Source organism: Streptomyces sp. NPDC005408 (assembly GCF_040606445.1).
GTDB lineage: Bacteria > Actinomycetota > Actinomycetes > Streptomycetales > Streptomycetaceae > Streptomyces.
The window spans coordinates 1-20,048 of the sequence record NZ_JBEXEX010000072.1; the positions used below are offsets into that span (position 1 = coordinate 1).

Genomic DNA, 20,048 nt, shown 5'->3' on the forward strand with positions numbered 1-20,048 from the left:
CGCCGAGACCCGCGAGGTGCTGATCGCATCCCTCGCCATGCTCCGCACCAAGCACGCCGACCTGCCCTCCCGCAAACACGGCAACCCCCCGCAGTGACGGAGCAGTTCGATGGTCAAGCAGGAACGTGCGGCGCGTACCCGTGAAACGCTGATCAGGTCGGCGGCCGAGGTCTTCGACCGTGAAGGCTTCACGGTGGCCGCGCTCAGCACGATCTGCTCCCTCGCCGGGGTGAGTACCGGCGCGCTGCACTTCCACTTCGCCACCAAGGCCCAACTCGCCGGTGCCGTCGAGGCGGCCGCCCAGCAGCGCCTCGACGGGATCACAGCGGTCGAGGAGCAGGCCGCGCCGGTGAGCAGTCTGCAGCTGCTGGTGAACGCCTCGCACCGGCTCATCCGCGGCCTCGGCGAGGACGTCGTGCTGCGGGCCGGTTTCGAGCTGAGCGGCGCCGCTGCCGGCGAGCCCGGGCACGACCTGCGCCTGCACTGGCAGAAGTGGGTCGCCCGGACTCTCCAGCGGGCCGAGGGCGGCGGAGAGCTGCACCATACGGTCGCCCCGCAGGACGTGGTCACCGCCGTCGTGGCTGCCACGGTGGGCTTCGAGGTACTGGGCGCCCGTGACCCCGTGTGGCGCTCCGCGCCCACCGTCACCCGGTTCTGGGAGCTGCTGCTGCCCCGGCTCGCTGTCGCGCCGGTGCTCGTCGGACTGATGGCCGAGGGTGCGCCCCGGCCGTAGCGCCACCTACGGCACTCGTCATGTTCACCTTGCATTAAACCGTCTCGGCGGTCTGTTTCATGGTCGAAGAGGGGTCCGTGCGGCGGGCCTCGGTTTCACGCCCGGGTGGCTTGTCGTGTACGCAGCCGGGATGCCGGACAGCCTCGCCGCCTGCCCGGTATTACCGGGTCCACACCCCCACCACCGCCCGCGTGGCGCCGTGATGGGGGGGTTGTGCGCGTGGGTCGGCGTCGGCTGGAAACCGACCGTCAGCCGTCGTCCGCAGGAGGCTGCGGAAGCCTCCCTTCCAGCATTGACAAACCGACCGTGCTGTTTTTTAATCGTATCGTTCGTGTACGGCAGGTGCCGCAACCGCATCTGCGGGGGCGGACGCGGTGAGTTCGCATGCCTGACCCTGCATGCCCGACTTTGGGGAGAAACATGAACATCGAAGTGCTGGGGGCGCTGTCGGTGCGGGAGAAGGGACGGTCGATCGCGCCCTCCGCGCCCAAGCCCAGGCAGGTTCTGGCCCTGCTCGCGCTGAACGCCGATCAACTCGTCCCGGTCTCCCTGCTGGTGGACGAGCTGTGGGGGCAGAATCCGCCGCGCAGCTCCCGCACCACTCTGCAGACCTATGTGCTGCAGGTGCGTGACCTCATCGGAGAGGCGCTGGCCGGCGCTCCCGACGAGCAGCGGAACGCCAAGAGCGTCCTGGTCACGCTTCCCGGCGGCTACCGCCTGGAGACCCAGGGCGGCACCGTCGACTTCCGGGAGTTCGAGCGCCGCGCAGGTACCGGGTACCGGGCCATGGACGCCGAGGACTACTCCCAGGCGGCAGCGAGGCTGCAGGACGCCCTCTCGCTGTGGTCGGGGCCCGCCCTGGCCGACGTACAGGCAGGCAGTCAGATCGCCATGGAGATCGAGCGGCTGGAGGAGGCCCGGCTCTGCGCGCTCGATCAGCGGATCGAGGCCGACCTGCGCCTGGGACGCCACCGCGAGCTGCTCTCCGAACTGACCGTGCTCGTCAGCCGGTACCGCACGCACGAGTCCCTGCACGGGCAGTTCATGCTGGCCCTGCACCGCTCGGGGCGGCGCGGCGAGGCCCTGAACGTCTACCAGCGGCTGCGCAACACCCTCGTCGGTGAGCTGGGCCTGGAGCCGTCGGCCGCACTCGGGCGGCTGCAGCGCTCCATCCTGATGACCCAGCCCGACGCCCCGGCATCCGGGGGCCCGGGACGAGGCACGCGCGTGCCGGCCCGCGTGCGCTGACGGCACGCGCCCCAGCGCCCGCACGATGAGCCCGGACGACGCCGGTGCCCTGTGCCCAGGACGGCTCTCCCTTCCAGCAGGAACAGGGACGGGAGGCGCCGTCCGTGGCCGTTGAGGAGCGCGTCCGCAGGCAGGCGGCACAGGTGCTTGCCAGGCTGCTGTGCCGGGAGCCGGCGGACATCGAACTGGAGCAGACTTTCTGGCTGTTGGGGTTCGATGCGCTGCTGGGCGCGCAGTTCGTTGCGCTGCTGAACGCCGCCTGCGGATCCGACATCGAGGTCGCCGAACTCGACGACTACCCCACGCCCGCAGCCCTCGCCCGGCATATCGCCGCCCAACTGGCGGGCACACCCTCACCCAGGCTGCGCGGTGAGCGGGCCGTGCCCGAGCCGAGGCCTGTCCAGGCTGACAGGCCCACGACCGGCCGGGCGAATGAGGGAAGGGCCGTCGTCCTGAAGGTACTGCGTGAGCAGCTCGCCGAGACGCTGTGCTGCGACGTCTTCGACATCGACACCGAAGCCACCTTCCGCAGCCTGGGTCTGGACCCGGTACTCAGTGCCGAGTTCCTCGCCTTCGTCAACGGCGCCTACGGGCTTCAGGCGCGGCCCGCCGTCCTGTTCGAGCACCCGAGCCTGTCCGCCCTGTCGGCCCATATCGCCGCGAGCGCCGCCGACGTGGCCCCGGGGCCGTCGGCTGCCCGGGCGCGGTGAGCTGCCCGGCCCGCCGTGGATGTCCGCCCGCGGGCGGCCCGTTCACTGTCCGGACGCGGGCGGGGCGGTCAACTGGTCGAAACGGTGCATCAGATGCTGCTGTTCGCGCGAGAGCCGCTCGACGTGACTGCGGAGCCGGTCGATCTCGTCGCTCAGGCTGAGCACGCTCGCCCCCAGGCCCGCCCCGGCCGCCGAGCCGACCTCGTTGACGGAGCTGGGCAGCCGGTGAACGGTGGCGACCTGTTCGCGGTAGGACGGCGCGTCCAGCCCCGGATCGTGGTGAAGGATCGCCTCCATCCGGCCACGCAGCGCGGGTCCCGGCTCCACCCCCAGCTCGTGCACCAGCCGCTTGCGCGCCCGGTCGTACACACTCAGGGCCTCCGCCTGCCGTCCGCACCGGTACAGGGCCGTCATGAGCAGATCGTAGAAGCGTTCCCGCATCGGGTGATCGGCCGTCAACTCCTCCAGCTCACCGGTGATCTCACTGTGCCGCCCCGCGCGCAGACAGGCGTCGTACAGCGTCTCGAGCACGGTCAGCCGTCCCTCTTCCAGCTGCGCGGCCTCGGCCGAGCAGATGTCCCCGCGCCCGGCGCCCTCCAGCGCCGCTCCGCGCCACAGCGCAAGCGCACGGCGCAGCAGGCCGGCCGCCTGCTCGGGATCCGTCACGGCGCGAGCGCGCCCTTCGGTGGCCAGCTGGTGGAACTGCCCGGCGTCGGTGCCTGCCCGGCCCGCGCGCAGTACGTAGCCCGTCGAGCGGGTCACGATCCACTCGTGGTGCGGTTCGCCCGACCCCGGCCCGGGCACCGGCAACAGCCGCCGCAGCCGCATCACATGGGCCTGCAGAGCGTTGGTCGCGTTCGCCGGCGGGGTGTGCCCCCACAGCTCGTCGATGAGCCGGTGCGCCGACACCACCTGCCCCCGCTTCACGATCAGCGCGCCCAGCAGGGCCCGCTGTTTGGCGCCCGTCAAAACGATGCGCACACCGGTGCGCTCGTCATGGATCTCCACCGGACCGAGGATGCGAAACTCCATCTCTCCCCCTCCTCTCGCAGAAGAAAAGAAGCCGGGTGCCGAATTCCACGAAGGCTCCGTCCGGTGATCCGCCCGCGGGTTTCTTGGAATTGGTGACGTGCAACTCCTCGACGTACGGACCATAGTTGCCGCGCGCGGTGGCCGGGAGCGGCACCAGCGCTGCTCAACGTGCCGTGAAAGGATTCTTGAGTCTCATTCAGGGCATGCGCCCGGCGCCTGAAAACGGAGTCGGTGGCCCCGCCGGAGAACTGCTCGAAAAGCAGCGGAGTGTGACGGAGACCGCGGTCGAACGCGGTTACGGTGCTTCTCGTCCAGAGCTCGTGTGGAAAGGACAAGGAGTCCCGCGAGACGACAGCATCGACGACCCGGATACCGGCTCGAAACGGCGGAGGCCGGCCAGGTGCGGAGGAAATCGTGAAGATGAAGGTTCTGGGTCCACTGAGTGCCGAGGTCAACGGAGTCTCGATCGTTCCGACCGCCGGCAAGCCCCGCCAGATACTGGCTCTGCTCGCCCTGTACCCGGGGCGGGTCATGCCGGTTCCGACCCTCATGGAGGAGATATGGAACACGGAGCTCCCACCCAGCGCCCTGACCACCCTGCAGACGTACATACTGCAGCTGCGCAGGCGGCTGGGCACGGCCATGGGGCCCGATGCGCCCGGCTCGGCGAAAGACGTGCTCGCCACGCGCTACGGCGGCTATCTCCTGCAGATCCCGTCCGACGCGGTGGATGTGCACCAGTACGAGAGCCTCGTGGCCCAGGGCCAGGACGCGTTCGAAGAGGGCGATGACCACGCGGCGGCGCGCTGCCTGCGCGAAGCGCTCGACCTGTGGGAGGGGCCGGCGCTGGTCGACGTACGCGTCGGACCCATCCTGGAGATCGAGGTGACACGGCTCGAGGAGAGCCGCCTGGTCGCCAGAGAACGCCGTATCGACGCCGACCTGCGGCTCGGCAGGCACGGTGAACTCATCGCCGAGCTCACTGATCTGATTGCCCGTCACCCGCAGCACGAAGGCCTGCATTCGCAGGCCATGGTGGCGCTCTACCGCTCCGGCCGGCAGGCCTCCGCGCTCGATGTCTACCGCCGGCTGCGCCGCCGGCTGATCGAGGACCTGGGCGTGGAGCCCTCGCCGCAACTGCAGCGGCTGCACCAGGCGATCCTGGCCGTCGACCCGATGCTGGACGTCGTCTCGGGCCCCAGGCGCTCATCGACCTTCGACCTGTACGCGGCGTGAGCCCGCCGGACGGCGCCGACGGCGCCGGGGCAGTGGTGGGGGAGGGGCGATGAGGCGCGTCGTCGTCACCGGCCTGGGTGTGGTCGCGCCCGGCGGGGTGGGCACCAAGGAATTCTGGTCGCTGCTCACCTCGGGCCGCACAGCCACCCGCCCCATCACCCTCTTCGACCCCACCCCCTACCGTTCCCGCATCGCCGCCGAGGCCGACTTCGACCCGGCCGAGCACCACTTCACCGCGGGTGAGGCCCAACGACTCGACAGGGCCGCCCAGTTCGCCCTGGTCAGTGCGCGTGAGGCGATCGCCGACAGCGGCCTGGACCGCGAGGGGGATCCGCTGCGCACCGGGGTCTCGCTGGGCAGCGCGGCAGGTTGCACCACGGCCCTGAGCACCGAGTACGCCGTCGTCAGCGACTGCGGATCCACCTGGCACGTCGACCACACCAAGGCCGTGCCGCACCTGCTCGACTACCTCATGCCCAGCTCGCTGGCGGCCCAGGTGGCGCTGGACAGCGGCGCCCAGGGGCCGGTCGCGCTGCTGTCCAACGGCTGCACCTCGGGTCTGGACTCCATCGGGCACGCCGCCGGTCTGATCCGCGAGGACAGCACCGACGTCATGATCGCCGGCGGCACCGAGGCGCCCATCGCCCCGATCACCGTGGCCGGGTTCGACGCCCTGAAGGTGACCAGCCGGCGCAACGACGAGCCGCAGACCGCCTCGCGGCCCTTCGACCTGACGCGCGACGGCTTCGTGCTCGGTGAGGGATCGGCCGTACTGATCCTGGAGGAGTTCGAGCACGCCCGCAGGCGGGGCGCGAGGATGTACGCCGAGATCTCCGGGTTCGCCCAGCGCAGCAGCGCCTTCCACATGACCGGGCTGCGTCCGGGCGGTCACGATCTGGCCCTGACCATCCGGGCGGCGCTCGACCAGGCGCGGATCGACCCCGGCGATGTCGACTACATCAATGCCCACGGCGCCGGCACCCGGCAGAACGACCAGTACGAGACCGAGGCCCTCAAGCGGAGCTTCGGCCCGTACGCCCACCGCATCCCGATCAGTTCCATCAAGTCGATGATCGGCCATGCGCTCGGCGCTGCGGGTTCCCTGGACCTGAGTGCGAGCGCGCTGGCCATCGAACACGGGGTGGTGCCGCCCACCGCCAATCTGCACGTCCCCGACCCGGCCTGCGACCTCGACTACACGCCGCTGATCGCCCGTGAGCAGCGCACCGACACGGTGCTCGGCGTGGGCAGCGGCTTCGGCGGATTCCACAGCGCCGTGGTGCTCACCCGCCCGCGCCCGGCAGCGGCCCCATGAGCGCCCCCGCCCGGGTGGGGCAGCGGGCCGCCCTCGTCACCGGAATCGGGGTGGCCGCCCCCAACGGCCTTGGCGCCCGGGCCTGGTGGGCGGCCGTACTGCGCGGTGAGAGCGGCATCGGACCCCTCACCCGGTTCGACGCCGACGGCTATCCGGTACGGGTCGCGGGCGAGATCCGCGGCTTCGTCGACGAGGACCATGTCCCCGGCAGGCTCCGGCCTGCCACCGACCGGGTCACCCGGCTCACGCTCGCCGTGGCCGCCGAGGCGCTGGCCGACGCCGAAGTCGACCCCACCCTGCTGACCGGCAGCAACGCGGGTGTCATCATGGCCAGTTCCGCGGGTGGCCTCGAATTCGGCCAGCACGAGCTGCAGGCGCTGTGGAGCCAGGGGAGACGGCACGTCAGCGTCTACCACGCGAGCGCCTGGTTCCCCGCTGCGGGCTGTGGTCAGCTCTCCGTCCGGCACAAGACGCACGGCCCCGGCGGCGCCGTCGTCACCGAACAGGCGGGCGGCCTTGACGCGGTGGCGCAGGCCCGCCGCCAACTGCGCGGCGGCACAGCCCTCATGCTGGCCGGAGGCGTCGACTCGGCGCTGTGCCCGTGGGCCTGGGCCGCACACCTGGCGGCGGGTTCCCTGAGCACTGTCGCCGAACCCGACAGCGCCTACCGGCCGTTCGCCCCGGACGCCTGCGGGCATGTCCTGGGCGAGGGCGGCGCACTGATGGTCCTCGAGAGCGCGGAGACGGCACGGGCCCGGGGAGCGGCCGGGTACGGCACCATCGCCGGATACGCGGCCACCTTCGACGGCCCGGCCCTGCCCCGGCTGCGCGCCGCCGCCGACCTGGCCCTCGCCGACGCGGGCGTGAGCCCCGGCGACATCGACGTGGTGTTCGCCGATGCCGCAGGCGAGCGGGACGCCGACCGTGCCGAGGCCGAGGCGATCACGGCACTGTTCGGCCCGTACGCAGTCCCGGTCACCGCACCCAAGTCCATGACCGGCCGACTGCTCGCGGGCGGCTCCACACTCGACCTGGCAGCCGCCCTGTTCTCTCTGCGCGACCAGGTGGTGCCGCCGACCACCGCAACCGAGCGCACCGCGCAGGACTGCCCGCTGGACCTGGTGATCGGCGAGCCGCGGCGCGGCGGCGTGCTGCGCTGCGCCCTGGTCCTGGCCCGCGGCAGGGGCGGGTTCAACTCCGCCGTCGTGGTCCGCGGCCCGGGCTGAGATCCCGTCGGGCACCGACATGCACCACACGTACCGCACCTGCACACGGGCACGACGAGCGTGCCGAGCACTCAGGAAAGAGAGGCCACCGTGGCACCGTTCAACCTGTCGGACCTGACCGCCCTGCTGCGCGCGTGCGCGGGGGAGGAGGAGGGCACGGACCTGGACGAGGGCGTGCTCGACGTGCCGTTCTTCGACCTCGGATACGACTCGCTGGCGATCCTGCAGACCACCGCCCGGATCGAGGAGGAGCTCGGGCTCACCCTCGACGAGGAAGCCATCGACGGCGCCGACACGCCCCGGCAGTACCTCGACCTCGTCAACCGGGCCCTGGCCGGCCGTGGCACGGACACCCTGCACACCGATGCGGTGGTCGTGGGCGCGGGCCCGGCAGGCCTCGCTCTCACCCTGATGCTCCTGCGGTCCGGGGTCAGGGTCGCCCTGGTGGAGCGCTCCCCCTCGACAGGACGCGAGTTCCACGGGGAGATCCTGCAACCCGGCGGCCAGCGCATCCTGGACCAGCTGGGGGTGCTTGAGGCGGCCCGTGGGCGCGGCGCCGTGGCCCTCGAGGGTTTCCAGGTCCTGGAGCGGGACAAGCTGCTCCTGGACATCGACTACCGCCGCCTTGAGGCCCCGTACAACCGGCTGCTCGCCCTCCCGCAGCGGCATCTGCTCGACGAACTGCTGGCCCGCTGCCTCCAACTGCCCGGCTTCCACTACCTGGGCGGGCACCGCATCAGCAGCCTCCTGGAGGCGGACGGGGACGGGCCCGGGCCCGGTGGGTGCGCGGGAGCCGTGGTGAGCGGACCGGGCGGGCGGCGCACCACGGTGGCGGCCCAGGTGGTCGTCGGCTGCGACGGACGGTTCTCCAAGACCCGGCAGCTCGCCGGTATCGCGGCCGGCCGCACCGAGATCTTCGACCAGGACGTGGTGTGGTTCGCGCTGCCCGCACCCGGCCGCGCCACCGGCCGGGTCCGGGTGCACCGGGCAGGACCCACCGCGGTACTCGTCCACGACAGCTGGCCCGACCGGCTGAGGATCGGCTGGACGCTGCCGCACCACAGCTGGCAGCAGGCCGCGGCGCGCGGCATCGACGACATCCGCCGTGAACTGGCCGCCGCCCTGCCGCACCTGGCCGACCTCGTCGGCGACCATCTGACGCAGCTGTCCGACCTCACGCTGCTCGACGTCTTCGCCGCACGGGCCGATCAGTGGGTACGCGACGGCCTCGTGCTGGCCGGTGACAGCGCGCACACTCACGGCCCGCTCGGCGCGCAGGGCATCAACCTCGCCCTCCAGGACGCCGCCGTACTGCATCCGCTGCTCGTCGCCGCACTCGCCGCCGGGGATTGCTCACAGGGGCGCCTCGCCGTCTTCGAGGAGGTGCGCGCTCCCGCCGCCGATGCGGTGCTGCGGATGCAGCGCATGCAGGCGGCGGCCTTCTTCGGCCACGGAGGACCAGTGGCCGCCTTCCTCCGGGCCCGCGCCGCCCGGATCGTCACGCGCACTCCGCTCGGCGCCCGGATCACCGGGCGGATCGCGTACGGCCACCCCCAGGTCCATGTACGGACCGACCTGTTCGGCGCCGACGGGAACCGCCCGGCTGCTCAGTCCTCTTCGTCGATGTCGTAGAAGCCTTCGCGTTCCCACTGCCGGATGGTGGCGTGATCCTGCTCGACCACCGCGCGGTCCCGGTGGATCAGATAGACGGCGCCGGGCCGGGTGAACAGGTCCCTGGTGCGATGGACGAACTCACCCGCACGTCCGGCCGGTGCGAGCATGCTGTGGTACGAGGGCAGAGCCCGCAGCCGGGACCAGTCGAGGTCCCGGCGCAGCCGTCCGCTGCTGGGGCAGATGAAGCTCACCCCGCGGGCCTCGGCCAGCGGGGCGGTCGCCAGCCCGCCCGAGGCGTACAGATCGGGGACGAGCATGGCGTGCACCGTGTTGGCCACCGGGTTGCGGCCGGTCGCCCGGGTCACCGCCGACACATCGATGGTGCCTTGCGGGCGGGCCGCGCTCTCGACCAGCCGCGGCCCGTCGGCGGTGTTGATGACCTCGGTGTGCGAGGGACCCCAACGGGTCCCGAGAGCGTCCAGGACCTCTCGTACGTAGGCGGCGACGATCTGCGCTTCGGGGTTCCGGGGCGCGATCAGGTCGATGTAGTCGTACACGGGCGCGCCCGCCAGCAGCGTCTTGACGGAGCGCCAGATCTCGGTGACGGTGTGCTGGCCGTCGGCGGAGAGGCAGTTGACCATGTACTCGTCTCCCTGCAGATATTCCTGCACGAGCACGGACGCGTTGGTCTGGCCGTAGACGCTGCGGCTGCCCAGGAGCTTGTCCGCGGCGCCCGCGGCCTCCTGCGCGCTGGTGCAGCAGTACACGCCGTCCGTACCGGCGCTGCGCAGCGGTTTGACGACGACCGGCCCGCCGCCGTGCTCTGCAGTGACGGCGTACGCCTCCTGCGCGGTGGAGACCGCGGCGTGCCAGGCCATCGGCACCCCGGCGGCGGCCAGCGCCCGCTGCATCTCCAGCTTGTCCCGGCGCGCGGCCGACGAGGAGAGCTCGTTGTGACGGTCGAGGCCGAGTGCGTCCGCGATCTCGTCGGCCAGCTCCACCCCCGATTCGGTGCCCGCGGCCACCCATCCCACGCTGTGCTGCCCCAGTGAGCGCAGCAGCGTCTCCCAGTCGCCTTCGAAGGCATACGTCGCCCGGTAGGTCTCCGCGGCGAACGTGGCGCGGAAGGCGCCTGCGCGCTCCGCCCGGTTCTCCACGTGCACCGTGCCGATTCCGTACGCGGCGAAGGCGGGCGCATACAGCGCTCCGGTGGAGTAGCCGTCGACGACGACGGCGACCCGCTCGTTCATGGTGTTCACGGGCATGCGCTTCCTCCGATACGTCAGGACAGAGAGGCCGTTCGCCTCAGCGGGCGGGGTGGGACCAGGCGGGCCTCGGCACCCGGTAGACGAAGCTGATCGCCGTGCGGGGCTCACTCACCGTCGAGTTGGGGGCGGAGCGGTGCAGCATCATCCCGTCGAAGGCGACCGCGGACCCGGGCGGCAGCGGCACCGACACGGGGGCCGGTGCGGGCAGCACCCGGGCGGGATCGACATGGGGTTCCACGGCGTCCGCGAGGGGCGGTTCGCCTGGGCGGCGTTCGCTGTCACCGCGGTGAGCGAACAGGCCGTGCCGGTGGGAGCCCGGGATGAACTGCAGGCAGCCGTTCGCCTCGGTCGCCGCCTCCACCGCCACCCAGACAGTGACCACGCTGTGCGCGTCGGTGTCGAAGCCGGCCGGCGCGAACGCCATGTCCTGGTGCCACGGCTTCTCCGAACCCAGTCGCGGCGGCTTGGCCCACAGGAAGGAGTTCACCAGCACGCCCGGCGCGCCCACGAGGCGCGGCACCAGGCCCTCGGGCAGATCCAGTTCGTCCTGCAGCGCCGCCAGGTCCGGTACGTAGTGATGGGCCCGGTTCACCGAGCGGAGCAGCCCGGTGACCTGCGGATCCCCCTGCTGCCAGGCCACCCAGCCGCCGACGCCCGCCGCCTCCAGGACGAAATCCCCCGCCGAGGACTCAAGGTGGGCGGCGCGCTCGCGCAGCAGCCCGGCGGCCCGGCGCAGCCGGGCGAGCCCCGCCGCCGGCACCAGGCCGGGCAGCGGGACGAACCCGCTGCCCTCCAGGGTGCCGACGGCGGCATCGGTCACGTTGTGGCTCATAGCCAGTTGCCCTCCTGCATGAGGTCGCGCCCGGACAGTTCGTTGACCTCCCGCCACGCCTGCACGTGCCGGGGCTTGATACGGAAGTACTGGTACGGCGTCTTCAGCTCGCGCGGATCGAAGCCGGTCTTCGCCGCGAACGTGTCCCCGAACTCGGCGCCGACGTCGTCCGGTTGAACGGGCGCGGCGACGCCCTCGACCAGGACGACATCGCGGGTCGCGCCGAACGCGAGCCGCACCCGGCCGCCCGCCAGCAGGTTGCGGCTGGTGGGGGAGGTGCGCACGGTGGAGATGTAGAAGAACGAGCCGTCCCACAGAAAGGACAGCGGCACCAGATACGGGCCGCCTTCGCCGTCAGCGGTGGACACCCAGGTGTCGACGTCGTTCTCGAAGCGCTTGAGGACATCGCTTCGGCGCTCTTCCCGGCTGCGCGGTGGTGCATCGGTCATGGTGTGCTCCTCATCGTCGTGTGCGGGGTTGTGCAACGGCGGCGAATGTACCGGGCTCCTTGGTACTTGGGCCGCCGTCCGCGCCGACGCGGCGCACGTCGGAGAGGGCCAGACCGAGGAAGACGGGGGCTCCCACCAGGGCGGAGAGCCACATCGCGCTGTGCAGTCCCACCATCTGCGCCAGCGCGCCCCCGAGCAGGGCGCCGACGGGCAGCGCACCCCAGGACACGAAGCGCACGGTCGCGTTCATCCGGCCCATCAGCGGCCGTGGTGTGACCGCCTGACGCACACTCACCTGGTTGACGTTGAGCACCACGACCCCGACCGCCTGGATCAGCAGTCCGCCCACCAGCAGGGCATCGACGAGCAGGGAGTGGGGCGCCGCGTACCCGGCCAGGGGCAGCAGCAGCGGTCCGGCCCCGCACAGCATCGAGGCGGCGACGATGGTGGGCCCGGTGCCGATCCGCCGCGCGGCGTGCCGGGAGGCGAGCGCTCCGCCGACCATGCCGGCGCTGGAGAGCGCCATCACCAGGCCGATCCGGGCCGGTGAGAAGCCCAGTTGGCGGGTCGCGTAGGTGACCAGCAGGGCCGAGACCATGGCGTACGACAGATTGGTCAGGCACGACGTGATCGTGATGGGGGCCAGCAGCCGGTGGTGCCTGACGAACTTCAGGCCCTGGATGATGTCCCGGCACGGGAGCTGGCCGGTGCGCGCGGCAGGCTCCGGCGGGCGGGTGCGGCCGGGGATGCGCCACACCATCACGGCGGAGAACAGGAACGAGAAGATGTCCACGCACAGTGCCACCGGCCCGCGCAGCAGCCCGATGAGCCAGCCGCCCACCGCGTGCCCGCCGACCTGCGCCCCCGAACGGGCCAGTTCCAGCTTGGAGTTGCCCTCTGCGAGGTCGTCGGAAGGCAGGATGTCGGGCAGGTACGACTGGTAGGCGATGTCGAAGAACACGGTGGCCGCGCCGATCGTGAGTCCGACCGCGTACAGCTGTGCCAGGGTGAGCACACCCAGCACATGGCTGACGGGCACGGTCAGCAGCACCAGGGCGCGCACGATGTCGGCCGTGATGAGGACCGGCTTGCGCGGCATCCGGTCCACCCAGGCGCCCGCGGGCAGCCCGATCAGAAGGTACGGCGCGACCTGGACGGCCTGTACGGCGCTCACCTCGAAGGCGCTGGCGTTCAGGGTCGTCAGGGCGGTCAGCGGCAGGGCGAGGATGCTGATCTGCGTACCGAACTGGGTGACCGCCTGGCCCGCCCACAGCCTGCGGAACGCCGGTTGCCGGAGCAGCGTCATGTCACACCCCCGCCGTCGAGGTGGCTCGCGCCGACGGGTCCGGATAGGTGAACACGCCTGCGGTGCAGGCCCGTTGATCGGCGCCCATGCCCACGACGGCCCCCGCGTGGGCGGGCAGTGCGCGGGCGTAGGTGCCCGCGTGCCCTTCCGGCGTCAGGAACAGGCTCCACACCGTCCGCCAGTTCTCGGTGCGGCCGGTGGCGGGATCGAGGACGGGCTCATTGCGGGTCAGGGCGCGCTCCTGAACGACGGCGCCCGAGGCGTCGACCGCCTCGAGAGCCCGCCGCCACTCTCGCGCGGGCGTCTCCCAGCCCGCCACGACGCCCGAACCGCCGTACTGGTCACGGGGTTTGAGGATCAGTTCGTCCTGACGGGCCAGGCACTGGGCGAACAGGTCCGGGGCGGCGGTGCGTGCCTGGTGCGGCAGCGACCTGGTCCACGGCAGTACCCGGTCGATCAGCGCCAGCTCTTCGGCGCTGAAGCGATCGCGCAGGTGCGGCCGGGAGAGCAGCGCGAGTGCGCCCTTATTGCTGAACAGATAGGACTCCAACGGCGTCCAGAGCACTGCGGTGCCCTGCTCGTGAGCCGTGAAGAGGGGTTCCACCATGGCCTCACCGTCGGGCTCGGCAAGGATCTCCTCGGCGCTGAAGCAGCGCAGCACCAGGTCGACCGTGGTGCCGTCGAGGGTGATCCGGTTCCCGCGGCTGCGGACTGCGTTCACCTCTCCCACGCGGAAGTCGAGTCCCTCGTCGCGCATCAGCTCGGCGACCGCCTCCCACACGGCGCCGAACTTCGCCAGCCCGCCCGGGGCTTCCAGCAGGGCGACGACCGGGGTGCGGCCGCCCGTGACGGGGCGGGCCGCCGTCCGCAGGGTGTCGGCGATCAGGCGGCCGGTGTCCAGGTGGGCCAGCGCGTGCTCGGCGGCGAAGGAGGTGAATCCCGGGGCCCGGGCCCACAGGCGGGGAATCGTGCCCGCGCGGTCGATGCCGCCGAGCTCGCTGGCGATATTGAACTCAAGGAGCCGGAACTGGCTTCCGTCGAAGCTCATGTCGGTGCGGCCGTACATCGGCGGGGCCCCGCCGCCGAGGCGGGTGATCAGCTTCTGGGTGCGTTCGTCGATACCGAGCGCGCGGCAGTAGGCCTGCAGGTCACCGTCGAAGAGCCGCTGCGGCAGCGAGGTGATCAGCTCGAAGAGGCGCGCGGTATCGGCGGCTGCGCGGTCCACGGCATGCTGCGGGGCGAACAGCGGACGGGGCAGCAGCCGGGTGCCGGCTGCCGCCGCGAGCGCGGGCGGCAGGCTGATCTCTTCGAGGACGGTGTGCAGGGGGCTGCGGGTATCGGCGCTCTCGCGCAGAAACGCCGCCGTCACCGGGTCACTCGTCACAAAGTCACTCGTCACCGGGTCCGCCGTCACCGGGTCCGTCGTCCTGCTGTCTGTCCTCGTGCTGTCGGTCGTCATGGCGAGCAACTGCCTTTCCTTGGAGTCACGCCGTGCTCAGGCGCACGGCATGAGCCGCCTTGTCGGCCTCGATCCAGCACGCGGCGGCGTTCTGCCCGGTGACGAGCACATAGCCATAGCGGCTCATGATGTGCCCGGCGGGCGGCAGCAGCAGCTCCTGGCCGGGCTCGGCGAGCGCCTGCGCCCGCACCGTGGAAGCGGGCAGCGCCGCCGCGTCCACGTCCACGCCTGCGGCCACACAGTCCTGTTCGGGGTAGAGGAAGCGGATCGCCGCGCAACCCTGTCGGCGCCCGGGTGGCGGGAGCCGGCTGCCGCAGGCGATCGCGACAGCCCAGTGCCCCGGGTCCACCCCGCAGGCGACGGAGGCGACGAGAGGAATCAGATCGCCGCCGAGGCGGGCGTTGATCTCGATCACCTTGGGCCCGGCCGCGGTGAGCATGAGTTCGGTGTGGGTGATCCCGGTGTGGTAGCCCACCGCCCGGTGTGCCCGCCGCAGCACGTCAAGCAGCTCAGGGTCGTCGAGCAGCGGATCGGCGGCGTCGACGCTGTGCGCGATCTCCTCGAAGTACGGCTCGAATCCGCAGACTTTGCGCGCGATGTACAGCGGGGTCAGCTCGCCGTTGCGCAGTGCCGCGTCGATGCTGATCTCCTCGCCGCGCAGGTACTCCTCGACCAGGACGCTCCCGCCGAAGTCCGGCGCACCGGCCATGACCACGGTGCCGGCCGCGGTGTACGCGGCCGCCACCTTCGCGGGCGAGGCGACTTTGCTGACTCCGACACTGGCCCCCAGGCCGCGGGGCTTCACGACCACCGGGAATCCGATCCGGGCCGCGGCCTCCTGCGCCTCGGCCACCGACGCAACGGGGATGGAACGAGCCTGCGGAACCCCCGCGGCATCAAGGGCCCGGCGCGTGCCGTGCTTGTCGCGGCACAGTGCCACGGCGCGGGGCGGGGAACCGGGCAGGCCCGACTCCTGTTGCAGCTGGGCGGTCTGCTCCATCAACAGCTCGTTCCAGCACACCACCCCGGCCACGGTGTGCCGGGCGGCGACCGAGCGGGCCGCGGCCTTCATGGCAGCGGGGTCGTGGGTGTCGACCACGGTGTGGCCGTACAGATACGGCAGTTCCCAGGTGGGCTCGGTGTCCAGAAGCAGCCAGAGACGGGAATGGCCGGCGGTCATCGCCAGGAGATATTCGCGGAACTGTCGCAGGCCGCTGTGCACCAGGATGATCAGCGGAAGCTCCCCGGGACCGGCCACTGTGTCCACCCCGTACCTTTCCGAACGCGGCTTTCTGAAGGAAAGCAATTGCGGTGGCGGCTGATCTGCCCCCGCGTGGACGCTAGCGCCTGATGCCCCCTGGTTCGGCGGCCGAGGCAAAGATTTGTAGCTGCCCGCCAAGATTTGTCATTGCTATCCGGAACTTGTCATTGCCCTCAAGGTGTGTTTCCGGCCAGGTGTACGTCGGCTGCCCTCGCTGCGAAAAGTGGCCCACGACCACTCCCAACAGGAGGAATATTGAACTCAGTTCGTGTGGCTGCGATGCTGAGGCATGCGAACCGGCCAGCCTACTTCCCGTCCGAGGGAATTCGCTATTGACGATCCGGTGGCTCGGGATTCACTCTGATTCCGCTCGGCGACTGATTGAGGTCGCTGGACTTACCCTTTGTGGAAGGAGGAGGATTCTCATGGAGAAGGACTTCATCGGGTCGCGTGACAACGGCCAGAGCTGCACCAAGTGGTAAGACCGCTCCACCCGTTCCACGCACCCCGAAATACCTAAAAGCCGCCCGCATGTATTTCAGTGCGGGCGGCTTCACAACGTCTTGAGGGAGAGATCTGGTGGTTGGCAACCTTCCGTCGGCGACCGTGGACCTGTCGCCGGAGTTTCTTCAGGTGGACGAGTCGGACGACGCCCGCTACTGGGCTTCGGTCGAGACGGTTGTGGATCTCGCCGACCGCCGTGGCCGCGACCGGGCCGGCATCCCTCTGCTCATCGGCCTCGCGGTCAAGCACCCGCAGTGGCCGGTGCGCGCCGCCGCGGTACGCCTGCTCGCCGCCCACCACCACGACAATGCGACCGCGGCCACCGCGGTCGCCGCTGCCACCCACGACCCCGTGGACTGGGTGGCGTTCACTGCCCTCAAGGTGGTCGGCGAGCACCGCATCCGGGAAGCCGTGCCGGACCTGATCCGCATCTCCGGGTGGCCGAGCAACTTCGCGCGGGAGGACTGCACCCGCAAGCCGGTCGGCTGCGGAGCCGCCTTCACCAAACGTGCCCTGCTCGCCATCTTCGGCACCCGGGACCCGGAGGAACTGCGCCGCCTGGAGGACGAGTACTTCACAGACATGCGCGCCAGGATCACCGCGCAGGCCCAGCGCCCGCGCCTGAACGACGACGTCGTCCTGGTGCCCGCCGGCCCTTTCCTGGCCGGTTCCACATCCTCCGCCGGCGGCCCGTTCCGTATGACGCAGGACGACAACCCGCTGCGGGCCGAGACTCTGCCCGCCTTCCACATCGACCGGACCACCGTCACGAACGCCCGGTACGCCCAGTTCCTCGACAAGGCCTCGGACACGGGGGAGTACGACCACCCGGACCAGCCTCAGGAGCGCCGCCACCACCAGCCCGCCCACTGGCACGACGCCCGGTTCAACGCACCCGGCATGCCCGTGGTCGGCATCGACTGGTACGACGCCTGGGCCTTCGCCAACTGGGCGGGCGGCGCGCTGCCCAGTGAGATGCAGTGGGAGAAGGCGGCCCGCGGCACGGACGGCCGCACCTACCCGTGGGGAAACACCTTCGACCCGGACCGGGTGAACTACGTCGAGCGCTCCTACGGCGTCCAGGTGGCCGACCTGGACGAGCTGGAATCACTTCTGGTCACCACGACCCACGACGACAACCCGGCCCACCCCGTCGTCGAGTCCGACGCACTGCCCGCCGGCGCCAGCCCCTACGGCGTGCTCCAGATGTCCGGCAACGTATGGGAGCTCACCCGCACCAACTACTACACCGGCGAGGACATGGACCCCTTCTTCCGGGGGCGCCACCCCATGGAGTTCATGAACCGCAAGGAGGCCTTCCACGTTCTGCGGGGCGGCACCTGGACCTCGCCGCCGGTGTGCCTCAGCACCTTCTACCGGGGCAAGGACCTGATCACCGATCTGCACAACGAGGTCGGATTCCGCTGCGTATACGAGGCGCAATGATGCGGCTGACATCCCTGGGACATGCCGCCGTCCTCATCGAGACCGGTGAGCGGCGCATCCTCGTCGACCCCTGGCTCACCCAGCGCCTGGACCGCTTCTGGGAGCACCATCCCGCCCTGCCCGACGGGCTGCTCGACATCCTGGACGGCGGCGTGGACCACATCGTCTTCAGCCACCACCACTTCGACCACCACCACTTCCCCTCACTGGCCCGGATCCTCGAGGACACCGAGGTCGACTTCGACGACAGCCCGCACCGCGCGCCGGAAACGGACTGCATCTTCCCCGTCGGCCCGGTCCCGCCCAGGTTCACCGGATCAGGACTCGGACACCAGGCCGTCGCATGGACGCTGCGCCGCCTCGGCTTCGAACGGCTGACGCCCGTCACCCCCGGCAGCACCGTGCACCTGGGCGACACGGTCCTGCACACCTTCGTCTCGGACGTCACCTTCCCCGAGATGAGCATCCTGGTGGAGAGCGGCGATGCGTCTGTGATGCTCTGCGGCGACGCCATCCTCCACGAGTCGACCGTGCGGCACTTCGCACGCCCCGACGCCCCGCGGATCGATGTCGCGTTCGTACCGGCCCACAGCATGTCGCCCCCCGGCGTGCTCACCGAGCGCCGCCCGCTCGCCGACACCGAGGCCATGCGCGCCCGTGCGGTCGCGAACTTCGACCGCTACGTCACCACCCTGAACGCGACCGTCACCATTCCGTCCTCCTTCGGCTGGAAGATCAGCGGCGACGGAGAGACGGACTACTCCTGGTGCAACCGCACCATTTTCCCCCTCACCCCCTACCAGGCGCTGGGTCGCCTGCGTGAGTTGGGAAGGGGCGGACTGCTGTGGGGCCCCGGGCAGGTCCTTGAGGTCGCGGGCGGCACTGCCGAACTGCACAACGGCCCCCATGCACCCAAGGGATACGACTTCGAGGCCGTCTACGCCGAGGTGACTCTGGACGAGGCGACCGCCGTCCCGCCGTTCACCCCCGAACGCGACCGGTGCGGCCACCAGACCCGCAGCGCCGAAGATCTGCTCGCCGACCTGATGGAACGCCTCGTCGGCACCGACTTCTGGTACCGGGCCATCGACAGCGGCGCAACCCACACCATCTCGCTGTACCTCGACAGCGGCACCACCGACAGCTACCTCCTGGATCCGGTGACCGGCCGCATCGTCCACCTGGGACCGGGACCGGCCCGCCGGCATCTCACCCAGGACACCGGGTACACGGAGATCGCCGCGGACACCCTGCAGGCCATGCTGGACAGCGAGTTGCTCTACGGCAGCGCGTACGGTCTGTGGGCCAGCAACAGCAATCTGCTCTCGGCCGTCTTCCACCAGCCGCTGCACTACACCCGGCACGTGGACCAGATGCTCGGCAGGCCCGCTCATGGCTGAGATTCCCGGGCGGCGCATCGTCGTCGATCACGTCAGCAGCTGCCTGCGCGACAACCCGCTGGGGGACCCGTACAGACGGCAGATCGAGGTGCTGCTGCCGCCGGGATACGACGAGGACATGTCCTATCCCGTCGTCTACTGGCTGCCCGGCTTCGGCGCCGCCCCCACCCTGACCAACCACCCGCTGGCGTTCGGCGGCTCGGTGGCCCATCGGCTGCAGACGGCCATGGAGCGCGGTGAGATCCCCACGGCGCTCCTGGTCGTGCCGGACTGCACGACCGCGTACGGCGGCTCGCAGTACATCGACTCCCCGGCGTGCGGCCGCTACCTCACCTACCTGACCGAGGTGGTCGCCGAGGTGGACCGGCGCTTTCCCACCCGGGCCGAGCCCGCCTGGCGTGCGGTCGCGGGCAAGTCGAGCGGGGGCTACGGGGCGTTGATCGCCGGCATGCACACCGACCTCTTCGGCGCGGTCCTCGCCCATACCCCCGACGCGGGCTTCGAGCACTGCTATCTGACGCTGCTCACGGGAGTACTGGACACACTCGAAACCGCCGGCGGCATCAAGTCCCTTCTCGCCCGCCGTGACAGCGGGCCGCACGACGTGGCGTTCATGGTGGCGATGAGCCTGTTGGCCATGGGCATGTGTTACGCCCCCGAGCCCGGGGTGACGGCTGCCGAAACCCTGCCCTGCGATCCGCAGACCGGCCTCTTCCGCCCCGAGGTGTGGGAGCGCTGGCTGCGGCACGATCCGGTACGCAGCGCCGCCGCACACACCGGCCGGCTGCGGGCGCTGCGTCTGCTCTACCTGGAGACCGGTCGCCGCGACGACTACAACATGCACTGGGGCATCCGCGCTCTGCACGCCACCCTCCAAGATCTCGGCATCGCACACGAATACCAGGAGCACGACGGCGGACACCACGGCATCGAGCACCGTTTCATCACCTCGCTGGCCTGCCTCGGCCGGGTGTGGCACACCGCGGCAGACACCCCGGGAGGGCTCTGA

General features: G+C 70.9%; 17 protein-coding genes. 10 read left to right on the top strand and 7 right to left on the bottom strand.

Features of this window, described 5'->3' with window-relative positions:
• The first annotated feature begins 109 nt into the window (after positions 1 to 109).
• The 3 genes from ABZS64_RS35850 to ABZS64_RS35860 all read left to right on the top strand — a co-directional run bounded on the left by ABZS64_RS35850 (position 110) and on the right by ABZS64_RS35860 (position 2,691).
• Positions 110 to 733, top strand: coding sequence for a ScbR family autoregulator-binding transcription factor (locus ABZS64_RS35850; protein ID WP_355838813.1), 624 nt, complete (start codon positions 110 to 112; stop codon positions 731 to 733).
• A 420-nt stretch (positions 734 to 1,153) separates the two neighbouring features.
• Positions 1,154 to 1,981 (top strand): AfsR/SARP family transcriptional regulator, encoded by an 828-nt coding sequence (locus ABZS64_RS35855; RefSeq protein WP_355838815.1) that lies wholly within the window; start codon positions 1,154 to 1,156, stop codon positions 1,979 to 1,981.
• Between the two features lie 104 nt (positions 1,982 to 2,085).
• A complete protein-coding gene (locus ABZS64_RS35860) occupies positions 2,086 to 2,691 on the top strand; it encodes a phosphopantetheine-binding protein (protein ID WP_355838817.1) in 606 nt (201 codons plus the stop codon).
• Positions 2,692 to 2,733: 42 nt separating this feature from the next.
• Here the strand turns inward: ABZS64_RS35860 and ABZS64_RS35865 are convergent, their stop codons facing one another.
• Entirely contained in the window at positions 2,734 to 3,723 is a 990-nt protein-coding gene (locus ABZS64_RS35865) for an AfsR/SARP family transcriptional regulator (RefSeq protein WP_355838819.1), read from the bottom strand.
• Positions 3,724 to 4,137: 414 nt separating this feature from the next.
• Between ABZS64_RS35865 and ABZS64_RS35870 the strand changes: the two genes are divergently transcribed.
• From ABZS64_RS35870 to ABZS64_RS35885, 4 genes are all read left to right on the top strand, one after another.
• A complete protein-coding gene (locus tag ABZS64_RS35870; RefSeq protein ID WP_355838821.1) occupies positions 4,138 to 4,959 on the top strand; it encodes an AfsR/SARP family transcriptional regulator in 822 nt (273 codons plus the stop codon).
• Positions 4,960 to 5,008: 49 nt separating this feature from the next.
• Complete coding sequence (locus ABZS64_RS35875; protein ID WP_355838823.1) at positions 5,009 to 6,274, top strand: beta-ketoacyl-[acyl-carrier-protein] synthase family protein; 1,266 nt, start codon at positions 5,009 to 5,011, stop codon at positions 6,272 to 6,274.
• Positions 6,271 to 7,500 carry a beta-ketoacyl synthase N-terminal-like domain-containing protein gene (locus tag ABZS64_RS35880; protein ID WP_355838825.1) on the top strand — a complete coding sequence of 410 codons (1,230 nt, stop codon included), beginning with the start codon at positions 6,271 to 6,273 and terminating at the stop codon, positions 7,498 to 7,500. The genes ABZS64_RS35875 and ABZS64_RS35880 overlap by 4 nt, the downstream gene beginning before the upstream one ends.
• A gap of 90 nt (positions 7,501 to 7,590) precedes the next feature.
• Positions 7,591 to 9,132, top strand: coding sequence for an FAD-dependent monooxygenase (locus ABZS64_RS35885; RefSeq protein ID WP_355838827.1), 1,542 nt, complete (start codon positions 7,591 to 7,593; stop codon positions 9,130 to 9,132).
• Here the strand turns inward: ABZS64_RS35885 and ABZS64_RS35890 are convergent.
• The 6 genes from ABZS64_RS35890 to ABZS64_RS35915 are packed head-to-tail and all read right to left on the bottom strand — an operon-like array spanning position 9,108 to position 15,695.
• On the bottom strand, positions 9,108 to 10,379 hold the full coding sequence (locus ABZS64_RS35890) for an ATP-grasp domain-containing protein (protein WP_355838829.1): 1,272 nt from the start codon (positions 10,377 to 10,379) through the stop codon (positions 9,108 to 9,110). The two genes, ABZS64_RS35885 and ABZS64_RS35890, sit on opposite strands and share 25 nt — an antisense overlap.
• A 40-nt stretch (positions 10,380 to 10,419) precedes the next feature.
• Positions 10,420 to 11,214, bottom strand: a complete 795-nt coding sequence (locus tag ABZS64_RS35895; protein WP_355838831.1) for a phytanoyl-CoA dioxygenase family protein — start codon at positions 11,212 to 11,214, stop codon at positions 10,420 to 10,422.
• Positions 11,211 to 11,663 carry a pyridoxamine 5'-phosphate oxidase family protein gene (locus ABZS64_RS35900; protein ID WP_355838833.1) on the bottom strand — a complete coding sequence of 151 codons (453 nt, stop codon included), beginning with the start codon at positions 11,661 to 11,663 and terminating at the stop codon, positions 11,211 to 11,213. The genes ABZS64_RS35895 and ABZS64_RS35900 overlap by 4 nt, the downstream gene beginning before the upstream one ends.
• 10 nt (positions 11,664 to 11,673) lie before the next feature.
• Positions 11,674 to 12,969, bottom strand: a complete 1,296-nt coding sequence (locus tag ABZS64_RS35905; protein WP_355838835.1) for an MFS transporter — start codon at positions 12,967 to 12,969, stop codon at positions 11,674 to 11,676.
• 1 nt (position 12,970) lies between these two features.
• On the bottom strand, positions 12,971 to 14,428 hold the full coding sequence (locus tag ABZS64_RS35910; RefSeq protein WP_355838837.1) for a hypothetical protein: 1,458 nt from the start codon (positions 14,426 to 14,428) through the stop codon (positions 12,971 to 12,973).
• Positions 14,429 to 14,453: 25 nt separating this feature from the next.
• Positions 14,454 to 15,695: an ATP-grasp domain-containing protein gene (locus ABZS64_RS35915; RefSeq protein ID WP_355838839.1), complete on the bottom strand. Its 1,242-nt coding sequence runs from the start codon at positions 15,693 to 15,695 to the stop codon at positions 14,454 to 14,456.
• A 573-nt stretch (positions 15,696 to 16,268) separates the two neighbouring features.
• On the opposite strand from ABZS64_RS35915, the gene ABZS64_RS35920 reads away from it, so the two are divergent.
• Genes ABZS64_RS35920 through ABZS64_RS35930 form a run of 3 tightly spaced genes read left to right on the top strand, consistent with a single transcriptional unit; the run spans position 16,269 to position 20,048 of the window.
• Positions 16,269 to 17,639, top strand: coding sequence for an SUMF1/EgtB/PvdO family nonheme iron enzyme (locus tag ABZS64_RS35920; protein WP_355838841.1), 1,371 nt, complete (start codon positions 16,269 to 16,271; stop codon positions 17,637 to 17,639).
• Positions 17,636 to 19,039 carry an MBL fold metallo-hydrolase gene (locus tag ABZS64_RS35925; RefSeq protein WP_355838843.1) on the top strand — a complete coding sequence of 468 codons (1,404 nt, stop codon included), beginning with the start codon at positions 17,636 to 17,638 and terminating at the stop codon, positions 19,037 to 19,039. The genes ABZS64_RS35920 and ABZS64_RS35925 overlap by 4 nt, the downstream gene beginning before the upstream one ends.
• Positions 19,032 to 20,048, top strand: a complete 1,017-nt coding sequence (locus ABZS64_RS35930) for an alpha/beta hydrolase-fold protein (RefSeq protein ID WP_355838845.1) — start codon at positions 19,032 to 19,034, stop codon at positions 20,046 to 20,048. The genes ABZS64_RS35925 and ABZS64_RS35930 overlap by 8 nt, the downstream gene beginning before the upstream one ends.